This window comes from Paraburkholderia sp. FW306-2-2C-D06C (assembly GCF_058781505.1).
The window spans coordinates 69,423-89,571 of the sequence record NZ_JBYSWU010000006.1 but is presented as its reverse complement, the minus strand read 5'-3'; the positions used below and the strand labels follow the sequence as shown (position 1 = coordinate 89,571).

General features: G+C 63.2%; 15 protein-coding genes. 7 read left to right on the top strand and 8 right to left on the bottom strand.

The window, feature by feature from the left end; all coding sequences use genetic code 11:
* The first annotated feature begins 83 nt into the window (after positions 1-83).
* Positions 84-2,369 carry an Orn/Lys/Arg family decarboxylase gene (locus AC3WLT_RS06465; RefSeq protein ID WP_492591078.1) on the top strand — a complete coding sequence of 762 codons (2,286 nt, stop codon included), beginning with the start codon at positions 84-86 and terminating at the stop codon, positions 2,367-2,369.
* Positions 2,370-2,371: 2 nt separating this feature from the next.
* Positions 2,372-3,127, top strand: a complete 756-nt coding sequence (locus tag AC3WLT_RS06460; RefSeq protein WP_492591077.1) for a lysozyme inhibitor LprI family protein — start codon at positions 2,372-2,374, stop codon at positions 3,125-3,127.
* 96 nt (positions 3,128-3,223) lie between these two features.
* Here the strand turns inward: AC3WLT_RS06460 and AC3WLT_RS06455 are convergent, their stop codons facing one another.
* From AC3WLT_RS06455 to zwf, 3 genes are all read right to left on the bottom strand, one after another.
* The gene (locus tag AC3WLT_RS06455) at positions 3,224-5,140 is read right to left on the bottom strand and encodes a bifunctional transcriptional regulator/glucokinase (RefSeq protein WP_492591076.1); all 1,917 of its coding nucleotides are present in this window, start codon (positions 5,138-5,140) and stop codon (positions 3,224-3,226) included.
* Positions 5,118-5,837 carry a 6-phosphogluconolactonase gene (gene pgl, locus AC3WLT_RS06450; protein WP_492591075.1) on the bottom strand — a complete coding sequence of 240 codons (720 nt, stop codon included), beginning with the start codon at positions 5,835-5,837 and terminating at the stop codon, positions 5,118-5,120. The genes AC3WLT_RS06455 and pgl overlap by 23 nt, the downstream gene beginning before the upstream one ends.
* A gap of 180 nt (positions 5,838-6,017) precedes the next feature.
* Complete coding sequence (gene zwf, locus AC3WLT_RS06445) at positions 6,018-7,481, bottom strand: glucose-6-phosphate dehydrogenase (protein WP_492591074.1); 1,464 nt, start codon at positions 7,479-7,481, stop codon at positions 6,018-6,020.
* 554 nt (positions 7,482-8,035) lie between these two features.
* Between zwf and AC3WLT_RS06440 the strand changes: the two genes are divergently transcribed.
* The 4 genes from AC3WLT_RS06440 to AC3WLT_RS06425 all read left to right on the top strand — a co-directional run bounded on the left by AC3WLT_RS06440 (position 8,036) and on the right by AC3WLT_RS06425 (position 12,486).
* Complete coding sequence (locus AC3WLT_RS06440; protein WP_492591073.1) at positions 8,036-9,283, top strand: ABC transporter substrate-binding protein; 1,248 nt, start codon at positions 8,036-8,038, stop codon at positions 9,281-9,283.
* 197 nt (positions 9,284-9,480) lie between these two features.
* Entirely contained in the window at positions 9,481-10,422 is a 942-nt protein-coding gene (locus tag AC3WLT_RS06435) for a carbohydrate ABC transporter permease (RefSeq protein ID WP_492591072.1), read from the top strand.
* Entirely contained in the window at positions 10,412-11,269 is an 858-nt protein-coding gene (locus AC3WLT_RS06430) for a carbohydrate ABC transporter permease (protein WP_492591071.1), read from the top strand. Before AC3WLT_RS06435 ends, AC3WLT_RS06430 begins: the two co-directional genes overlap by 11 nt.
* Before the next feature lie 101 nt (positions 11,270-11,370).
* Positions 11,371-12,486 (top strand): ABC transporter ATP-binding protein, encoded by a 1,116-nt coding sequence (locus tag AC3WLT_RS06425; protein WP_492591070.1) that lies wholly within the window; start codon positions 11,371-11,373, stop codon positions 12,484-12,486.
* Between the two features lie 79 nt (positions 12,487-12,565).
* Here AC3WLT_RS06425 and AC3WLT_RS06420 read toward each other — a convergent pair whose 3' ends face one another.
* The 5 genes from AC3WLT_RS06420 to trxB form a co-directional block, all read right to left on the bottom strand.
* Complete coding sequence (locus tag AC3WLT_RS06420; protein WP_492591069.1) at positions 12,566-13,486, bottom strand: LysR family transcriptional regulator; 921 nt, start codon at positions 13,484-13,486, stop codon at positions 12,566-12,568.
* 230 nt (positions 13,487-13,716) lie between these two features.
* The gene (locus AC3WLT_RS06415; RefSeq protein WP_492591068.1) at positions 13,717-14,376 is read right to left on the bottom strand and encodes a glutathione S-transferase family protein; all 660 of its coding nucleotides are present in this window, start codon (positions 14,374-14,376) and stop codon (positions 13,717-13,719) included.
* A 192-nt stretch (positions 14,377-14,568) separates the two neighbouring features.
* A complete protein-coding gene (locus AC3WLT_RS06410; RefSeq protein WP_492591067.1) occupies positions 14,569-15,192 on the bottom strand; it encodes a trimeric intracellular cation channel family protein in 624 nt (207 codons plus the stop codon).
* 10 nt (positions 15,193-15,202) lie between these two features.
* Entirely contained in the window at positions 15,203-15,970 is a 768-nt protein-coding gene (locus AC3WLT_RS06405) for a Smr/MutS family protein (RefSeq protein WP_492591066.1), read from the bottom strand.
* A gap of 228 nt (positions 15,971-16,198) precedes the next feature.
* Complete coding sequence (gene trxB / locus AC3WLT_RS06400) at positions 16,199-17,197, bottom strand: thioredoxin-disulfide reductase (protein ID WP_492591065.1); 999 nt, start codon at positions 17,195-17,197, stop codon at positions 16,199-16,201.
* Between the two features lie 420 nt (positions 17,198-17,617).
* Here trxB and AC3WLT_RS06395 point away from each other — a divergent pair, with 420 nt between their 5' ends.
* Entirely contained in the window at positions 17,618-19,933 is a 2,316-nt protein-coding gene (locus AC3WLT_RS06395; RefSeq protein WP_492591064.1) for a DNA translocase FtsK, read from the top strand.
* Positions 19,934-20,149 lie beyond the last annotated feature (216 nt).

The window sequence follows — 20,149 nt, the reverse complement described above, 5'->3', positions numbered from 1 at the left end:
CGGCAGCGCACTGACCCACTAGCTATTCGGGTGACCGTTGCACTTTACAAAGCGCAGCGGTCGTTCTTTTTGGAGAATCGCCCATGAAGTTTCGTTTTCCCGTCGTCATCATCGACGAAGATTTCCGCTCCGAGAACATCTCGGGTTCCGGCATCCGGGCCTTGGCCGAAGCAATCGAGAAAGAAGGCGCGGAAGTGCTCGGGTTGACGAGCTATGGCGATCTGACTTCGTTCGCGCAGCAATCGAGCCGCGCGTCGTGCTTCATCCTGTCGATCGACGACGACGAACTGCTGCCGTACGTCGATAACGTCGTGGTGGAAGGCGAAACGCCGGAACTGGCCGCCGCGATCGTCGCGCTGCGTGCGTTCGTGACCGAAGTGCGCCGCCGCAACGCGGACATTCCGATCTTCCTGTACGGCGAAACGCGCACCTCGCGCCACCTCCCGAACGACATCCTGCGCGAACTGCACGGCTTCATTCACATGTTCGAGGACACGCCGGAGTTCGTCGCGCGCCACATCATCCGCGAGACCAAGGTGTATCTGGATTCGCTCGCGCCGCCGTTCTTCAAGGAACTGGTGCAGTACGCGGACGAGGGTTCGTACTCGTGGCATTGCCCGGGGCACTCGGGCGGCGTCGCGTTCCTGAAGAGTCCGCTCGGCCAGATGTTCCATCAGTTCTTCGGCGAGAACATGCTGCGCGCCGACGTCTGCAACGCCGTCGACGAACTCGGCCAGCTGCTCGATCACACGGGGCCGGTAGCCGCGTCCGAGCGCAACGCCGCGCGCATCTTCAGCGCCGATCACGTGTTCTTCGTCACCAACGGCACGTCGACCTCGAACAAGATCGTCTGGCACGGCACGGTTGCGCCGGGCGACATCGTGCTGGTGGACCGCAACTGCCACAAGTCGATCCTGCACGCGATCACGATGACCGGCGCGATTCCGGTGTTCCTCACGCCGACGCGCAACAATTTCGGCATCATCGGCCCGATTCCGCGCAGCGAATTCGAGCCGGAAAACATCCGCAGGAAGATCGAGGCGAATCCGTTCGCGCGTGAGGCGCTGGCGAAGAACCCGAATCTCAAGCCGCGCATTCTGACGATCACGCAGAGCACCTACGACGGCGTGATCTACAACGTCGAGATGATCAAGGACATGCTCGGCGATCTGCTCGACACGCTGCACTTCGACGAAGCGTGGCTGCCGCACGCCGAGTTCCACGAGTTCTACCAGGACATGCACGCGATCGGCGCGGGCCGTCCGCGCATCGGCGCGATGGTGTTCGCCACGCACTCCACGCACAAGCTGCTGGCCGGCATTTCGCAGGCGTCGCAGATCGTCGTGCAGGACTCGAAGAACAGCCGCTTCGACAAGCACCGCTTCAACGAAGCGTATCTGATGCACACGTCGACAAGCCCGCAGTACGCGATCATCGCGTCGTGCGACGTGGCCGCGGCGATGATGGAAGCGCCGGGCGGCACCGCTTTGGTCGAAGAGTCGATTGCCGAAGCGCTCGACTTCCGCCGTGCGATGAGCAAGGTCGACGCCGAATACGGCGACGACTGGTTCTTCAAGGTGTGGGGCCCAGACCAGTTCGCCGACGAAGGTATCGGTTCACGCGAAGACTGGATGCTGCGCCCGAACGATGCGTGGCACGGTTTCGGCACGCTCGCCGAAGGCTTCAACATGCTCGACCCGATCAAGGCGACCATCGTCACGCCGGGTCTGGATATGGACGGCGGTTTCGGCGAGTCGGGCATTCCGGCAGCGATCGTCACGAAGTATCTGGCCGAGCACGGCATCATCGTCGAGAAGACCGGCTTGTACTCGTTCTTCATCATGTTCACGATCGGCATCACGAAGGGCCGCTGGAACTCGATGGTCACCGAACTGCAGCAGTTCAAGGACGACTACGACAACAACCAGCCGCTGTGGCGCGTGCTGCCCGAGTTCGTCGCGCATCATCCGATGTACGAGCGGGTCGGCCTGCGCGATCTGTGCGAGCAGATTCACAGCGTCTATCGCGCGAACGACATTGCGCGTTTGACCACCGAGATGTACCTGTCGAGCATGGAACCGGCGATGAAGCCGTCCGACGCGTTCGCCAAGCTCGCCCATCGCGAGATCGACCGGGTACCGATCGACGAACTCGAAGGCCGCGTGACGTCGATTCTGTTGACGCCGTATCCGCCGGGCATTCCGTTGCTGATTCCAGGCGAGCGCTTTAACAGGACCATCGTCAACTATCTGCGCTTCGCGCGCGAATTCAACGAACGTTTCCCGGGGTTCCACACGGACATCCACGGGCTTGTCGGCGAAATGATCAACGGGCGCATCGAATACTTCGTCGATTGCGTGCGCGCCTGACGATGTGGACGGTGAAGTCCCTGCTGGGTGCCGACGGCTGGCGGCGCGCGCGCTGCGCGCTGGCTTTGACGTCGGCGGCCGTGCTTGGCGCGATGTTCGGCGCCGCGCTCGGTGTAGCGCCCTCGGCGGCGCATGCCGAAGTCGGCGCTGCCGATCCGATCGACGCGGCGATGCGCACATGTCTCGCGCGCAGCGACATGTCGTCGACGGCGGGGCAGGTGCAGTGCATGGACAACGCGCGGATCGGCTGGAAGGCCGCGTTGGACAACGCGTGGCAGCAGCTTCAGCCGAAGTTGCCGCCTGCGCGGCGCAAGCAGTGGGAAAAGAGCCAGGCGAGCTGGCAGGCCTCACGCGACGCCGAGAAGCAGTTGCTGGCCGACGTGTTCGCGACGACGCGCGGTACGATGTATGTGCTCGCCGAAGCCGATATGCAGTTGCAGCCGGTGCGCGACCGGGCGCTGGCGCTGCGCAGCGCGGCGGCGAGGATCAGCGCCGGCGGCGATCCGCCGCGCCGTCCGCGCGCCTGTACCGCGGATGCGCATTGCGAACATGCGATGTTCGATCTGAACCGTTACTACCGCCGCTTGCAAGCGAAGATGCCGGCGCACGCGCGGCCGACCCTGGTGCGCGCGCAGAAAGCGTGGACGGCGTATCTCAATGCCACCACGCCGTTGGTCGACGAGCGTGGCCGCATCGACATCATTGGCGCGCGGGTTGCGACGCTCAAGCGTTTGTCGGAGACGGCCGGCAACGATTAGGGACGCGTTGCGGTTCGGGCGTGCGGCGCGCGGTGCGCTCAAGCCGCCGCCGTAGGCACGCAATCCCAAACCGCCGCCAAAGGCAGAACCCCAACCTCAATCCCGTGCCGAAGAAGCCGCCCCATGGCTTAACCAGTCCAGCACAGCCGAAGCATCGTCATCGGCGCCCTGCCGTGCCCTGGCGATTGTTTCAGCCACATCCGCGCTAGGCACAGCGCGCCGAATCGCCACGCCAACGGCGAGAATATCGATCATGACGAGATGCAAAATCCGCGAAATCATCGACAACTGCGACTCGCGAATCTCGATGTGATCGGTCTCCAACGCGACGGTGGCCCGCTTGGCCAGAGGCGTATTGCTGGAAGTAATAGCAATGACCTTGGCTCCAGCCTGCATGGCGACATCCAGAACACGCAGCAGTTCAGGCGCACGTCCCGACTTCGACACAGCCACGATCACGTCGCCCTTGCCGAGCAAAGCAGCAGACGCCGCCTGCATATACAGATCGCCATAGGCAATGGTCGGAATGCCGAACCGGAAAAACTTGTAATGCGCATCCTGCGCGACGATGTTCGAATTGCCGAGCCCATAGAACTCGATGCGCCGCGCGCCGTTCAACAGATCGATCGCGCGCTCGACATGCTCGAAATTCAGATGCTCGCGCAACTGCAAAATCGCCGACACGGTGTTGTCTAGCACCTTCGCGCCGAAGTCCGTCGCGGTATCGCCCAGGTGCACTTGGCTATGACTGACCGGAATCGTGCCGGTCAAACCCGTCGCCAGCTTCAGCTTGAAATCCGACAACCCCTGGCAGCCCAGCGAGCGGCAAAAGCGGATCACCGTCGGCTGACTCACGTCGGCCTTGCGCGCGATATCGACAATCGGATCGTTGATGATCGAGCGCGGATGATTCAACGCGAGATCGGCCACGCGGCGCTCGGCCGGCGTCAACGCATCGCGCATCTGGCGAATCCGTTCGAACACGGCCGACGAGCTGCCGCCCGCGCGGTTCGACAGCTGCTCCGCGAGAATCGCGGAGACGCCGAGAAACGCCGGGTACTCGGCGGTAATCACGTAGGTCGGCACGTTCTGCAGATACGCCTCGAAGCGGCCCTTCGCTTCAAAGCGCTTGCGGAACGACGAACGCGCGAAGAATTCGCCAAGCCGCGGCACCACACCGCCGCCGATGTAGATCCCGCCTAGCGCGCCGAGCGTCACCGCGATATTGCCGGCGAAGGTGCCGAGAATCCCGCAGAACACATCGACCGATTCCGCCGCCAGCGGCTCGCCCTCCAGCGCGCGCTTGACGATCTCGCCCGTGCCGACGTTCGCGGCCACGCGCTTCTTGTCGCGGCCCGCCAGCGCACGGTAGATCACTTCGATGCCGGGGCCCGCCGCCACGCGTTCGAACGACACGTGCGGCCACTTCTTGCGCGCGTAGTGCAGCACGATGTCTTCGCGTTCGTCGGCCGGTGCGAACGTGGCATGGCCGCCTTCACTGCCGAGCGCGATCCAGCGGTCGTCGGCGGGAATCAGGCCGGAGACGCCCATGCCGGTGCCCGGGCCGAGCAAGCCGATCACGCTGTTCGGACGGCGCGTGCCGCCGCCCACCTGCACGCGTTGCGTGTCGGTGAGTCCCGGCAGCGCCATCGCCAGCGCGGTAAAGTCGTTCACGACCAGCAGCGTGTCGAAGCCGAGCGCGCGGCGCGTCGCTTCGATCGAAAAGCTCCAGTCGTGATTCGTCATGCTCACCTGATCGCCGTCGACCGGGTTCGCAATCGCAATTGCCGCATGATTCACGCGGCCGATCTTCGTATCCTTCAGGTACTTCTTGATGACTTCGGCGACGCCCGGATAGTCCGCGCACGGATAGACATGCACGGACGTGATCTCGCCCGGGCCGGTCTCGAGCGCGAAACGCGCATTGGTGCCGCCGATGTCGGCCAGTAGCCTCGGTCCATCGGCGTGCTGGCCCGCGCCCGGAACAGCCTTAGTTTGCACACCAGTAGACATCGAGTCTCACTCCCTTGTCGTTTGCCAACTTCGAGATGGCATTTTTTTGTGGCGCAGCGGCGGCGGCATTCAGCACGTCCAGCTTGCGCGGTCCGGCGATCAGCAGATACAGGTGCTTGACTTCTTTCAACGCGGACAGCGACCAGCTCACGCGCGCATGCGGCGCGGCGCCGGGATGCACGGCAACGAAGCGTTCGTTGGTGCTGATCGCGTGATCCCATTCGGGCGCATCCGCGAAAATCGACGCGGTGTGACCGTCTTCGCCCATGCCGAGAATCGCGACGTCCGGCACGGCGCTGAAGCGCGGGTCGGCGTTCAGCGCGGCGATGTGCGCATTCAGGTCTTGCGCGGTGTCGACCAGCGGCCAGAAAGCGGCGGTTTTCGCGGCGTTCTGCGACAGCGTGTCGCGCACGAGTTGCGCATTGCTCGCGCTGTCCGTTTCCGGCACCCAGCGGTCGTCGACCAGCGTCACGGCAATGCGCGCCCAGTCGAAGGGTTGCGTGGACAACGTCTGCAGGAACGGCCGCGGACTGGTGCCGCCGGACACTGCAAGCGTTGCAGGGCGCGCGCTAGTGGACGTGCCGGCCGCGGCCGCGGCCACCCGTGCGGCGAGCGACGCATGTAACGCGTCGCCAACCGCCTTCGCCAACGCGTCGGATTGGGCGCGTTGATCGTCGAAAGCGTGAAGCTCGATCACTTCTCCTCCGTGCTGCTTTCTTGTTAGATCTGCGGAATGTGCCGTGCTGCTCCCGCGAAGGCGCCTGCAAGGTGGATGACTCGCAGGCGCCCTCGAGATACCGGCGCCATTCCGTTCGTTCGTCGGTAGGTCTTACGGGCGATGCGCCGTGTTCGATCGAGCACGGCACGCCGCCGTGCTTCAATTCTCTTCTTCGAGCCAGCAGGTGCCGTGCTGCGCCAGCATCGCGCTCGCGGCCGCCGGTCCCCACGTACCTGACGCATACGGCTTGGGCGGCTTGTTCGACGCCGCCCATTCGTTGAGGATCGGTTCGACCCAGCGCCATGCGGCTTCCTGCTCGTCGCGCCGCACAAACAGCGCGAGGCGCCCGTTGATCACGTCGAGCAACAGACGCTGATACGCCTCCATCTGCCCTTCGCGGAAGAACTGGTCGAACGCGAGGTCGAGGTGGACGCTGGCGAGATTCATGCCTTCGCCAGGCTGCTTTGCGAGGCAGTAGAGGCGAATGGTTTCGTTCGGCTGCAAGCGGATCACGAGACGATTGGCGCCGGCGCGCAACGCCGACGCGCCCAGCGCCGAATGCGGCACCGCACGAAAATTCACCACGATCTCGGCGACGCGATCCGCGAGCCGTTTGCCGGTGCGCAGGAAGAACGGCACGCCGGCCCAGCGCCAGTTTTCGATCTCGACCTTCAAGGCAACGAAGGTTTCAGTCGTGCTGTCCGGCTTCACGCCCGGCTCGGTCGCGTAAGCCGGCACCGAGGTGCCGCGAATCACGCCCGCATGATACTGGCCGCGCACCGCGACCTTGCTGATCTCGCCTGGATCGATCGGCTTCAACGCACGCAGCACGCGCAGCTTTTCGTCGCGCACCGAATCGGAGTCCATCGAGTGGGGCGGTTCCATCGCGACGATCGAAAGCAGTTGCAGCAAATGGTTCTGCACCATGTCGCGCAATGCGCCGGTGTTGTCGTAGAAGTCGCCGCGCGCTTCGACGCCGAGTTCTTCGGCGATCGTGATCTGGATGCTTTCGACCCATTCGCGGCGCCACAGCGGTTCGAACAGCGCATTGCCGAAGCGCAGCGCGAGCAGGTTCTGCACCGGCTCTTTTCCGAGGTAGTGGTCGATCCGGTAGATCTGCTCTTCAGCGAAGATTTCGCCGACCGCGTCGTTGATCGCGTTGGATGACTTCAGGTCGTAGCCGAGCGGCTTTTCGAGCACGATGCGCGCATTCTGGTTCAGCCCCACCGAAGCGAGCGCGCGGCAGATCGGCACGAACAGCGACGGACCGGTTGCCAGATAGAACACGCGAATGCCGGGCAGGTCCTTGACGGCGTCGCGCAGCAGCGCAAAGTCTTCCGGATTGCCCAGATCGATCTTCGCGAACTCGATGCGCTGCAAAAAGCTCGCCCACGCGGCCTCATCCACACCGTTCTTCGACACGTGCGGCTTGACGTGCTCATTGACCCATTCGAGGTACCCGGCGCGATCGGACACATGCCGCGCCACTGCGACGATCTTGCCGCTGGCAGCCAGCATGCCGCCTGCACGGTGTGCTTCAAACAGAGCGGGGAGGATCTTGCGCATCGACAGATCGCCGGTTCCGCCGAAGAGAACGAAGGTGAAACTTGAATCGGTTTGCATGAGTCTCCGTCGATGTCCTGGGGCCGCCGTGGTGACCGGAAAGGGCGACCGTAGTCCGATAAAATTTTTTTTGACACTGAATTGTAGTTTAACTACAATCCAAATCAAGAGGTAGCGCTAATTCGATGAAAAAAGCGTGCGCTGTCAGGCTAGATGCGCGTTTTCCCGAATCGGCAGGCGTCCCCTGCATGTTAACGGACATTGCGTGTCGGCACGTGCCAGCATGGCCCGGCGGCCCTTACGGAAAGCCGGACGGTTAAATGGCTGGCAGGGCGGTTGTCAGGCGATTGACCGGTTAGCGTGCGAGGCACCTCGAGTCTGTGCCGCGCGCGACGCGGGCAGGCAAAAATCAAAAGAGGAGACAGTCAGTTGCATCCCGAACCACTCATCTCTTGAGCTTCCAGCGGCCGAACCCCGGTCCGCCGGCCCATGCTTCGCGCATGCGCCCGACCGTGCTCGATCGCCCAGTGTTTTGCCTGTTTGAACCAACCACAGCACCCTGGCGACATCAGGGGCCATTTGTTTTTTGTTCAGGTGTCTGGAGGAGATAAGCAATGAAATTTCGCGCGATCATGGGCGCTTTGTGCGCCGCGGGTCTGATGTGTGGCGTGTCGGCCGTGCAGGCTGCCGAGTCGGTCGAAGTGTTGCACTGGTGGACTTCGGGCGGCGAATCGAAAGCTGTCGGCGTCCTCAAGGACGACATGACGAAGCAAGGCTACACGTGGAAGGACTTCGCGGTTGCTGGCGGCGCAGGTGCGGCTGCCATGACGGCACTCAAGACGCAGGTGATCTCGGGCAACGCGCCGAGCGCTGCGCAGATCAAGGGTCCGCTGATCCAGGACTGGGCTTCGCAAGGCGTGCTGGTGCCGGTCGACGCGGGCGCGGGCGACTGGAAGAAGAACCTGCCGCCGGAAATCGACAAGATCATGCACGCGGACGGTCACTATGTCGGCGCGCCGTTCTCGGTGCACCGCGTGAACTGGCTGTACATCAACAAGGCAGCACTGGACAAGGCAGGCGGCAAGGCGCCGACCACGTGGCCTGAATTCTTCGCCGTGGCCGACAAGATGAAAGCCGCCGGCATCCAGCCGATCGCGATGGGCGGTCAACCGTGGCAGGACCTGACGCTGTGGGAAGACGTGGTGCTGTCGCAAGGCGCCGATTTCTACAGGAAGGCGCTGGTTGACCTCGACGAAAAGACGCTGACCTCGGACAAGATGGTCGGCGTGTTCGACACGGTCCGCAAGATCCAGGGTTACTTCGACGCGGGCCGCACGGGCCGTGACTGGAACCTGGCCACGGCCATGGTCATCAACGGCAAGGCCGGCATGCAGTTCATGGGCGACTGGGCGAAGGGCGAATTCGCCAACGCCAGCAAGAAGTCGGGCTCGGACTACGTGTGCGCCGCCGTGCCGGGTACGGAAAAGTCGTACACGTTCAACGTCGACTCGTTCGTGTTCTTCCAGCAGAAGGGCCAGAAGACGGCAACGCCGGGTCAACTCGCGCTGGCCAAGACGATCATGTCGCCGGACTTCCAGGAACAGTTCAGCCTGAACAAGGGTTCCATCCCGGTCCGTCTGGGCGTGTCGATGGCCAAGTTCGACGACTGCGCGAAGAAGTCGTATGCGGATGAACAGGTGGCGATCAAAGCGGGCGGCTATGTGCCTTCGCTGGCACATGGCATGGCGCAACCGGATGCAGCAGCCGGCGCGATCTCGGACGTGGTCACGAAGTTCATGAACTCGCAGCAGGATTCGAAGACCGCGGTCGCAGCGCTCGCGAAGGCAGCGAAGACCAAGTAAGTGAAGTAGACGAAGCGGCACGCCCGGCTGTCCAGTGAGCGGGCGCCGGGCGCGCTCTTCGGATCGCCTGCAGCGGTTGCGTTACATCGGGCAGGAAACTTCACCCCTGGTTTCATAGAGTCACACCCATGCCGTTGCGGCCGCGCGTTGTCCTGGCGTGAGCGCCCCGGCGGTACAGTTTCAGCAGGAGTCGAGTAGTGACTGCTTCTACCAGCGGAAACGGGAAAAACACGGCCTCCGTGACCCGCCGCGCGTCGCCGATGGCGGCCCTTGCCGATCGCTGGATTCCGAAGCTGGTGCTCGCACCCAGCGTCGTGATCAGCCTGATCTTCGTGTACGGCTTCATCGCCATTACCGGCTATCTGTCGTTGTCCAATTCGCGACTGATGCCACGCTATGAATTTGTCGGTCTCGACCGTTATCGCGAACTGTTCGATAACGATGTGTTCTGGACCTCCGCCGCGAACCTCGGCTGGTTCGGTATTCCGTTCATCGGTATCTGTATCGGCCTGGGTCTGTTCCTCGCCATCCTGCTCGATCAGCAGATCCGCAATGAAGGCGCGCTGCGCGCCGTGTTCCTGTATCCGATGGCGCTGTCGTTCATCGTGACGGGTACGGCCTGGCAATGGATCATGACGCCGAGCATCGGCCTCGAAAAAGTCTTCCACGACTGGGGCTGGACGAGCTTCTCGTTCAGCTGGCTGGGTGATCCGGACAAGGCGATTTTCTGCGTCGTGGTCGCGGCCGTGTGGCAATCCACCGGCTTCGTGATGGCGTTGTTCCTCGCCGGTTTGCGCGGCGTCGACGCGGAAATTTTTAAGGCTGCGCAGATGGACGGCGCGAGCTTGCCGACCATCTATCGCAAGATCGTGATTCCGAGCATGCGTCCGGTATTCTTCTCCGTACTGCTGATTCTCTGCCACATCACGATCAAGACCTTCGACCTCGTCGTCGCGTTGACGGCGGGCGGGCCGGGTACGTCGTCTTCGCTGCCGGCTATTTTCATGTACACGTTTTCGTTCAATCGCGGGCAGCTGGGCGTCGGCGCGGCATCGTCGATAATGATGCTCGCCACCGTCGTGGCCGTGCTCGTGCCGCTGATGTATCTGGAATCGAGGAGCACCCGCAATGCAGCCTAAGATGACGATCAGCCGTGCCGTCATTTACGCGGCCTTGGTTCTGTTTGCCCTGTATTTCCTGTTTCCGCTGTACGTGATGCTGTCCACGTCGTTCAAGGACATCGACCAGCTGCGCACCGGCAACCTGCTCACGCCGCCGTCGCACTGGACCGTCGATCCGTGGATCAAGGCGTGGAGCGGCGCCTGTACGGGCGTGCGTTGCGACGGCATGCAGCCGTTCTTCATGAACTCGGTGCGCATGGTGATTCCGGCCGTGCTGATCTCGTCGATCGTCGGCGCGTTCAACGGTTATGTGCTCACGCACTGGCGTTTCCGCGGCGCCGATCCGATCTTCACGATGCTGCTGGTGGGCTGCTTCATTCCGTTCCAGGCGATCCTGCTGCCGATGGCGCGCTTCGAAGGCTTGCTCGGCCTGTCGAATTCGATAACCGGTCTGGTGGTGGTGCACGTGATCTACGGTATCGCCTTCACCACGATGTTCTTCCGCAACTTCTACGTGAGCGTGCCGGCTGAACTCGTGAAGGCCGCGCGCATTGATGGCGCCGGGTTCTTCACGATCTTCACGAAGATTCTGCTGCCGGTGTCGCTGCCGATCTTCATGGTGTGCCTGATCTGGCAATTCACGCAGATCTGGAATGACTTCCTGTTCGGGATTGTGTTCTCCGGCGTCGATTCGATGCCGATCACGGTGGCGCTGAACAACCTCGTGAACACCTCGACCGGCGTGAAGGAATACAACGTGGACATGGCCGGCGCGATCATCGCCGCCTTGCCGACCTTGCTCGTGTACATCATCGCCGGACGCTATTTCGTGCGCGGCCTGACGGCGGGCGCGGTCAAGGGCTAAGGGCTTAAACCATCCGAGCGCGGCGGCGTTTCCTCGGCGAAGCGCCGCCGTTACCCGACAAGACGTTTTCAAGCAGTACCAGAGACAAGAGGATTCACAGCATGGCAAGCCTTTCCATCCGTGACGTGTACAAGACTTACCCGAATGGGGTGCCGGTTCTGAAGGGTGTCAATATCGACATCGAAGACGGCCAGTTCCTGATTCTCGTCGGCGGCTCGGGCTGCGGGAAGTCGACGCTGCTCAACATGATCGCCGGCCTCGAGACCGTGACCAAGGGCGAGATCCAGATCGACGGCAAGACGGTGAACAACCTGTCGCCGAAAGATCGCGACATCGCGATGGTGTTCCAGTCGTACGCGCTGTATCCGTCGATGACAGTGCGCGAGAACATCTCGTTCGGGCTGAACATCCGCAAGGTGCCGAAGAACGAACAGTCGCAGATCGTCGATCGTGTGTCGAACACGCTGCAGATCACACATCTGCTGGACCGCAAGCCGGGCCAGCTGTCCGGCGGCCAGCGTCAGCGCGTGGCGATGGGCCGTGCATTGGCGCGCGATCCGGTGATGTTCCTGTTCGACGAACCGCTGTCGAATCTGGACGCGAAACTGCGTATCGAGATGCGTTCGGAAATCAAGCTGCTGCATCAACGCCTCGGCACGACGATCGTCTACGTGACGCACGATCAGATCGAAGCGATGACGCTCGGCGACCGCATCGCGGTGATGAAAGACGGTATCGTCCAGCAGTTCGGCGCGCCGCAAGAAATTTACGACTCGCCATCGAATCTGTTCGTGGCCGGCTTCATCGGCGCGCCGCCGATGAACTTCATTCAGGGCACGCTGGTGGAGCAGGGCGCGGGCGTCGGCATCGAGCTGGATACGGGCGTGGCGCGCAATGTCCTGAACCTGCCTTTCGACTCCGCGAAGGTGAAGTCGCATCTTGGGCGCGACGTGATCCTCGGCTTGCGCCCGGAGCGGATCACCGACGCGCGCGGCGCGCATGGCGACCACGCGAAGTTGCAGCCGATCGAAGTGAAGGTCGACGTGATCGAGCCGACCGGCCCGGACACGCTGGTGTTCGCGCAGGTCAACGGCAAGCGCATCGTGAGCCGGGTGCACCCGGCTTCGAATCCGCAGCCGTTGTCGAACACGACGCTGTTGTTCGATGCGTCGAAGGCGGTGCTGTTCGATCCCGCCAACGAAGAGCGGCTTGCCTGACAACAGGCGGTTGGCTGAGCGATCCGGTTTGAAAAAGCCCCACGCGTCGTGAAACGTGTGGGGCTTTTTCTTTGGTTTGCTAGTGCTCGTCGGCGCTGCGCAGGTCCGGATTGTTGCGCGCCAGTTCGGTCACCCAGTCGATGAACGCGCGCAGCCGTGAGCTCAGATTACGGCGATGCGCGTAGAGAATCGACAGCGGCGTGGGCGGACTGGCGTACGACGTGAGTATCTCCTGCAGCGCGCCTTGTTCGATCAGATCGGCGACCATGAAGCGCGACGGCTGGATGATGCCGTGTCCGAGCGCGCCCGCGCACATGTAGACCGTACCGTCGTTCACGGCCAGCACGCTTTTCATCGTGACCTTAACGAGCTCGCCGCCGACTTGATACTCGAACGGGAAGGTCTTGCCGCTGCGCGCGGAAACGTAGTTGACCGCGCGATGCTCGCTGAGCTCTTCCAGCGTGGTCGGCGTGCCGTATTTGTCCAGATAGGCGGGCGACGCGCAGGTGACGATCCGCGCGTTGCCGATGCGCCGCGCCACGAGACTCGACTCCTCCGGCGTACCCATGCGGATCACGCAGTCCACGCCGTCCTGAATCAGGTCGATATTGCGGTCCGCCAGCCCGAGCCGCACGTCGATCTCGGGGTATTGCCGGTAGAAATCGTCGAGCGCGGGAAGCAGCAGTACGCGGGCGAGCGTGCCGGACGTATCGACGCGAATCGTGCCGCTCGGGTTTTCTCGCTTGTTCGACAGCGAAGACTCCGCGTCGGCGACTTCGGCGAGGATGCGCACGCATCGCTCATAAAACAGCGCGCCGTCTTCGGTGACGCTGACCTGGCGCGTCGAACGGTTCAGGAGCCGTACGCCGACGTGTTCTTCCAGTGCCTGGATCGTGCGGCTTACTTTGGCGCGGGGCAGGTCGAGCGATTCGGATACTTTGGAGAAGCTGTTGGCGTCGACCACACGCGTAAATATCTCCATCGCCTCGAAACGGTCCATATCTATGCCTTGTCAGTGATTGGCGGAAGGTGTTTTCGAATTGAAGTGTATAGGTTGACAGGATTGTTGTGGCAAGCCGCGCAAGCCGATGCGTCCGCGGTTGGGTCCGCGCTTGGGTCCGCGGTTGGGTCCGCGTTTGCGTCCGCGGTTGCGTCCGCGCTTGGGTCCCTGTCGCGTCCATGCTGGCGCGCGGGGCGGCGCACCGGAAGCGCGCGGTCGGTTCGATGTGGTCAATCCCGATCGGGTGCGCCGAGCGGGAATAGCGGGCGATAGGGGCGTGCTTCGTCGACGGCGCGCGCAAATGACGGGCGCGCCAGCAGTCGTTGCCGGTAGGCGAGCACGTGAGGGAACGCTGGGCCGATGCGATGCGTCCAGTCGGCATAAAACAGGGAGGGGGCGGCACTGCAGTCGGCGAGGCTGAACGTGTCGCCGGCGGCCCATTCGCGTTCCGCCATGGTTTTGTCGAGCCAGCCGTAGGCCGTATCGAGCATCGCGCGTGCGTCGGCGACGCCGCGGACGTCACGCTCCGTCTCAGGCCGCAGACTGTCGTAGACGATCTTTTGCTGCGGTGTCGAAATGTAGTTGTCGAACAAGCGATCCATGCTGCGGACTTCGAGCGCGGCGCGGGGGCTCGCTGGAAGCAGCGCCACGGGGCCGGGATGATACAGGCCGAGGTATTCGATGATGGTGGTGGCTTCCGTCACGGTGCGGCCGGCGTCGACGAGCACGGGAAAGCGCTTGAGCGGCCACAGTGCCGCGAATTCGGCCATGATTTGCGGGTCGTCGTGCGACAGAACGCGAAAATCGAATGCCGCGCCGTTTTCGTACAGCGCGATCAGGACCTTTTGGGAGTACGACGAGAACGGGTGGGCGTAGAGCTTCAGAGTCATCGTGATCACCTTTTCGATTGAGCAGGAGTAACGGCGGGAGTAACGGCCGCCGGCAGGGCCGCTTTATCCGACGACGAATGACGCGGGGAGAAATCGACACCGGCGAAGTCGTTTTCTGCGCGGCGCTTCGCCGGGGCGCCGCCGACGGCCCCCGCAGCGCGAAGACTTTGCCGCGCCGTAGGCAAACAAGAATCAGTGCGGCAACCGCACATCGAACCTGAACGTCACCAATCTGGCGAGCAAAATAAACCCGGTAGCGATCAGCACGCTATAAACCGTATCGAGATTGACGTAATCAAGCGCCACATACAACCAGCACCCGACAAAAGCACAAGTCGCATACGGCCGCGAATCGCGCAAAATAAGCGGCACTTCATTGCAGAGCACGTCGCGGATCACGCCACCGAACACGCCGGTCAGCACCCCCATCATCACGGACGTGAACCACGGCATCTGCGCGTCATGCGCGATCGAGGTCCCCGCGATACTGAACAACCCAAGCCCGACCGCATCGGCAATCAGCAGCACACGTTCAGACAACAACCGCGAAGTCATCTTCAGCAACGTCGGCGCAAACAGCGACATCACAAAAATGGCGATCAGATAATCCTGATGCTCGACCCAATAAAAGGGCCGGCGCTCCAGCAGCACGTCGCGCAACGTCCCGCCGCCGAAGGCCGTGGCGATCGCCACCAGAAAAGTCCCCACTGCATCGAGTCGTCGCGTCCTCGCTTCGATGAAACCGGAAATCGCGTACGCGAAAATAGCCAGCGCCTCCATGATGGTCAGCGCGAGCGTCAGCCTCGGATGGATCATCGGGACTCCGTCAGGACCTGGCGTGAGCCGGCGATGCGCCCGGCTGTAGCAGCACGACCACCGCGCCCGCGCCGCCGTCGTGAGGGCGCGCCTGACAGAACGCGATCACCTCGGCTTTCTGCACGAGCCACGCCCGTACCTTGCCCTTCAGCACCGGCTCTTTACCGACCGACCCCAAGCCCTTGCCGTGAATCACGCGCAAACACCGCAAGCCGCGCTTCACCGATTCGCGAATGAATTCGGCCAGCGCCTCGCGCGCTTCCTCGCGCCGCATGCCGTGCAGATCGATTTGCGCCTGCACGATCCAATCGCCGCGCCGCAGTTTCCGCACGACGTCCTGACTCACGCCTGGCCGGCAATAAGACAGCGTCTCGTCGGTTTCGAGCAGCACTTCGGGGTCGAACTCATCGGAGATCGCTTCGTGCAGTACGGCTTCTTCGTCGAGTCTGGTTTGAACCGGCATCGGCGACGGCGGATTGCGCGGTAGCGTAGCGCGCGGCGGCGCGGCTAACGGCGCAACCGCACCGATCTCGCGGCGAAACAGATCGGCGTCCGCGGAGGCCTCGCGTTGCGCCGCCGCGACTGCCGCGCGTTCGCTTTCACGCCGTTGCGCCTCGCCCTTCAATGCGTCGCGCAGCGCGCCGAGCCCGGCAAGACCCGCTGCGGGGTCGAGCTTCGGTGTGACGACGGGCGCGGCCGGGCTGGGCGCAGCCACCTCGGGCCTGGCAACGGCACGCGGGCGTTTCGGTTCGCTCGGATGAGGCTGATTCTTCGGCATATCGCTAATACACGCGGAAAAGTAGATCGATCACGCAACGCCGCACTCGCTTTGAACCGTGTCGCGGTGCGTCGGTTCAGCAGCAAGGCACAAAGGACGCAGAGCAGCAAGCGCAAAGCAGCGGACGCAAAGCGAAGGACGCAAAAAAGGCCGCTGGCTTGTCAGCCGCGGCCTTTTCGATACAGCGAGCGGCCGGGCCACGCCCAACCGCTATTTTACCGTCGCGGATCAGCGCTCGGCTTCCGCGCTCATCACGTGCTCGCCGATCCCGTCGATGGTTTCCAGATAGCGTTGCGCGTCGAGCGCGGCCATACAGCCGGTGCCCGCGCTGGTGATCGCCTGACGATAGACGTGATCCTGCACGTCGCCCGCGGCGAACACGCCCGGCACGCTGGTGGCCGTTGCAAAGCCGTTCAGGCCGCCCTTGGTGATGATGTAGCCGTTCTTCATCTCCAGCTGGCCTGCAAAAATGTCCGTGTTCGGCTTATGGCCGATCGCGACGAACAGGCCCTGCAAGGCGATGTCGGTGGTGTCGCCGGTCTGCGTGTGCTTGATGCGCAGGCCGGTCACGCCGGATTGATCGCCGGTCACTTCGTCGAGCGTGTGGTTCCACTTGATTTCCACCACGCCTTCTTTTTCCTTCGCAAGCAGACGGTCGATCAGGATCGGCTCGGCGCGGAACTTGTCGCGGCGATGGATCACGGTCACCTTTTTGGCGATGCCCGAAAGATAGAGGGCTTCCTCGACCGCGGTATTGCCGCCGCCGATCACGGCCACATGTTGTTGCTTGTAGAAGAAACCGTCGCAGGTGGCGCAGGCCGACACGCCTTTGCCCATAAACGCTTCTTCGGACGGCAGGCCGAGATACTGCGCCGACGCGCCGGTCGAGATGATCAGCGAGTCGCAGGTGTACTCGCCCGAATCGCCGATCAGGCGGATCGGCTTCTCATCCAGCTTGGCCGTATGGATGTGGTCGAAGATGACTTCGGTGTTGAAGCGCTCGGCGTGCTCCAGAAAGCGCGTCATCAGTTCCGGGCCTTGCACGCCGTTGGCGTCGGCCGGCCAGTTTTCGACGTCGGTCGTGGTCATCAGCTGGCCGCCCTGGGCCAGACCCGTGATGAGCACCGGCGACAGGTTGGCACGCGCCGCGTAGACCGCAGCCGTATAGCCGGCGGGACCGGAACCGAGAATCAGAACCTTGGCGTGTTTCGTGGAAGATGCGGGCATGATCGAAATCCTTATACGGCGCCGGGCTCGCCCATGCGAGGCCGCGCGACTTGAGCTGAAACTGTAGTTGGGTATCAGGGCGCCATTATAAAGGCCGGCAAGCCGGCCTGCTCTATGAAGCTTTCTGATCGCCGCGATAGCCTGCAGGCATTCTGCGGGCATTCTTCGTACGCCCGTTCCGGCGCGCGCAGGTGCGCTCAGGCATTCGCCGGCATATTCGGACTCGCCGGGACGGCCGTTGCCTAGGCGGTTGCCTGGCCAGTCGGCCAAGTTACCGTCATTTACAGCCTTGCATCCGGCACTGCGTTTACAATAGCCCGGATCGAAGTCCCCGCTAGCCGGGACCGGGCCTGAAGCCGCGCGGGGCGCCGCTTGGGCCGCGACTCCGGCCGCGAATTGGCCACACAAGCAACAGGATCAATGGCAAAAGCTCCCTATTCCGCGAGCGCGCAGGCATTGCCGCACCGCATGTCGCGCCTTTTCACCGAAATCCGCTGGATCTTGCAGGTGGCGCTCGGCGTGTTCCTGCTGATGGCGCTCGTCAGCTACAGCCGGCGCGATCCGAGCTGGACGCACGCCGCGCAGGTCGACCATATCGCCAACTGGGCGGGCCGCGTCGGCGCATGGACGTCGGACATCTTGCTGCTGCTGTTCGGGCTGTCCGCCTACTGGTGGATCGTGCTGCTCGGGCGCCATATCTCCGCCAATTACCGCCGTATCACCCGTAACGAGGACCTTCAGGAGGACACGCCGCGCGACACCGGCTGGCTCGCGGACGCGTTAGCCTTCGTGCTGGTGTTGCTCGCCTGCGACGGTATCGAAGCGCTGCGCATGTGGTCGCTGAACGTGCAGTTGCCGCGCGCGCCGGGCGGTGTGATCGGCGAGGCGGTCGCGCGCGGGGTGTCGCACGCGCTGGGCTTCACGGGCGGCACTTTGGCGCTGCTGATCGTGCTCGGAATCGGTTTGTCGCTGTATTTCCGTTTTTCCTGGCTGTCGGTGTCGGAAAAGGTCGGTGAATCGATCATTTCGGCGGTCACGTTCGCCAAGCTGCGCCGCGAGGCGGGCCGCGACCGTAAATTGGGCGAAGCTGCGGCGGTCAAGCGCGAAGGCAAGGTCGAGAAGGGCCGTGTGCGGATCGAGGAGCACGAGCCGGTCATGATCGTGCCGCCGGTGGTCACGCCGGCCAAATCGGAGCGTGTCGAGAAAGAGCGCCAGGTGCCGCTGTTCACGGACCTGCCGGGCGATTCCACCTTGCCGCCGATCTCGCTGCTGGACGCGGCGCCGGCCGCGCAGGAAACCATTTCCGCCGACACGCTCGAATTCACGTCGCGGCTGATCGAGAAAAAGCTCAAGGACTTCGGCGTCGAAGTGAGCGTGGTCGCGGCCTATCCCGGTCCGGTTGTCACGCGTTATGAAATCGAACCGGCCACGGGCGTGAAGGGCAGCCAGATCGTCGGTCTGGCCAAGGACCTGGCGCGCTCGCTGTCGCTGGTGTCGATCCGGGTGGTCGAGACGATTCCGGGCAAGAATTACATGGCCCTGGAGTTGCCGAACCAGCGCCGCCAGACCGTGAGCCTCTCGGAGATTCTCGGCTCGGCGGTGTATGCGGATGCGGCTTCGCCGCTGACCATGGGTCTCGGCAAGGATATCGGCGGCAAGCCGGTGTGCGCCGACCTTGCGAAGATGCCGCACTTGCTGGTGGCCGGCACCACCGGTTCGGGCAAGTCGGTGGGGATCAACGCGATGATCCTGTCGCTGCTCTACAAGGCGAGCGCCGAACAGGTCCGCATGATCCTGATCGATCCGAAGATGCTCGAAATGAGCGTCTACGAAGGCATTCCGCACCTGCTGTGTCCGGTGGTCACGGACATGCGCCAGGCCGGTCACGCGCTGAACTGGGCGGTGGCCGAAATGGAGCGCCGCTACAAGCTGATGAGCAAGATGGGCGTGCGCAACCTCGCCGGCTACAACAACAAGATCGACGAAGCCGCGAAGCGCGAGGAGAAATTGCCGAATCCGTTCAGCCTGACGCCGGACGATCCGGAACCGCTTACGCGGCTGCCGAACATCGTCGTCGTGATCGACGAACTCGCCGACCTGATGATGGTGGTCGGCAAGAAAGTCGAAGAGCTGATCGCGCGGATCGCGCAGAAGGCGCGCGCGGCCGGCATCCATCTGATTCTGGCCACGCAGCGTCCGTCGGTGGATGTGATTACCGGCCTGATCAAGGCCAACGTGCCGACGCGGATGGCTTTCCAGGTGTCGTCGAAGATCGACTCGCGCACGATTCTCGACCAGCAGGGCGCGGAATCGCTGCTCGGCATGGGCGACATGCTGTATCTGCCGCCGGGCAGCGGCTTACCGGTACGCGTGCATGGCGCGTTCGTGTCGGACGACGAAGTGCACCGCGTCGTCGATAAGCTCAAGGAGCAGGGCGAGCCGAACTATATCGAGGGCATTCTCGAAGGCGGTGCGACGGGCGAGGGCGACGAAGGCTCCGCAGGCGCCGGCGGAACCGGCGCAGGCGACGGCGAGTCGGACCCCTTATACGACCAGGCGGTCGATGTGGTGCTGAAGAACCGCCGCGCGTCGATCTCGCTGGTGCAGCGGCATTTGCGCATCGGCTATAACCGCGCGGCGCGCCTGCTCGAGCAGATGGAGAACTCGGGCGTGGTGTCGGCGATGTCGTCGAACGGCAACCGCGAGATTCTGGCGCCGGCGCGGGAAGCGGAATAAATCCAGTCGAACGGGCCTGGCGAAATCAGCCTCGCGGAACGAGCCGGCGGAATCGGCCGAGGCGGCATAAGCGTCGTTTAAGAGTCGTTGCTTAAGCTGATTCCCAAGGGTTCGCGCGTTGGGCTTGCCGTCCCGGCGATTGCCGCTCATCGTGCGCCGGCCGGATTCCCGGCTACCGGCCGCCGGAACCGCCAAACGAATTCAATCAAGGGAGAA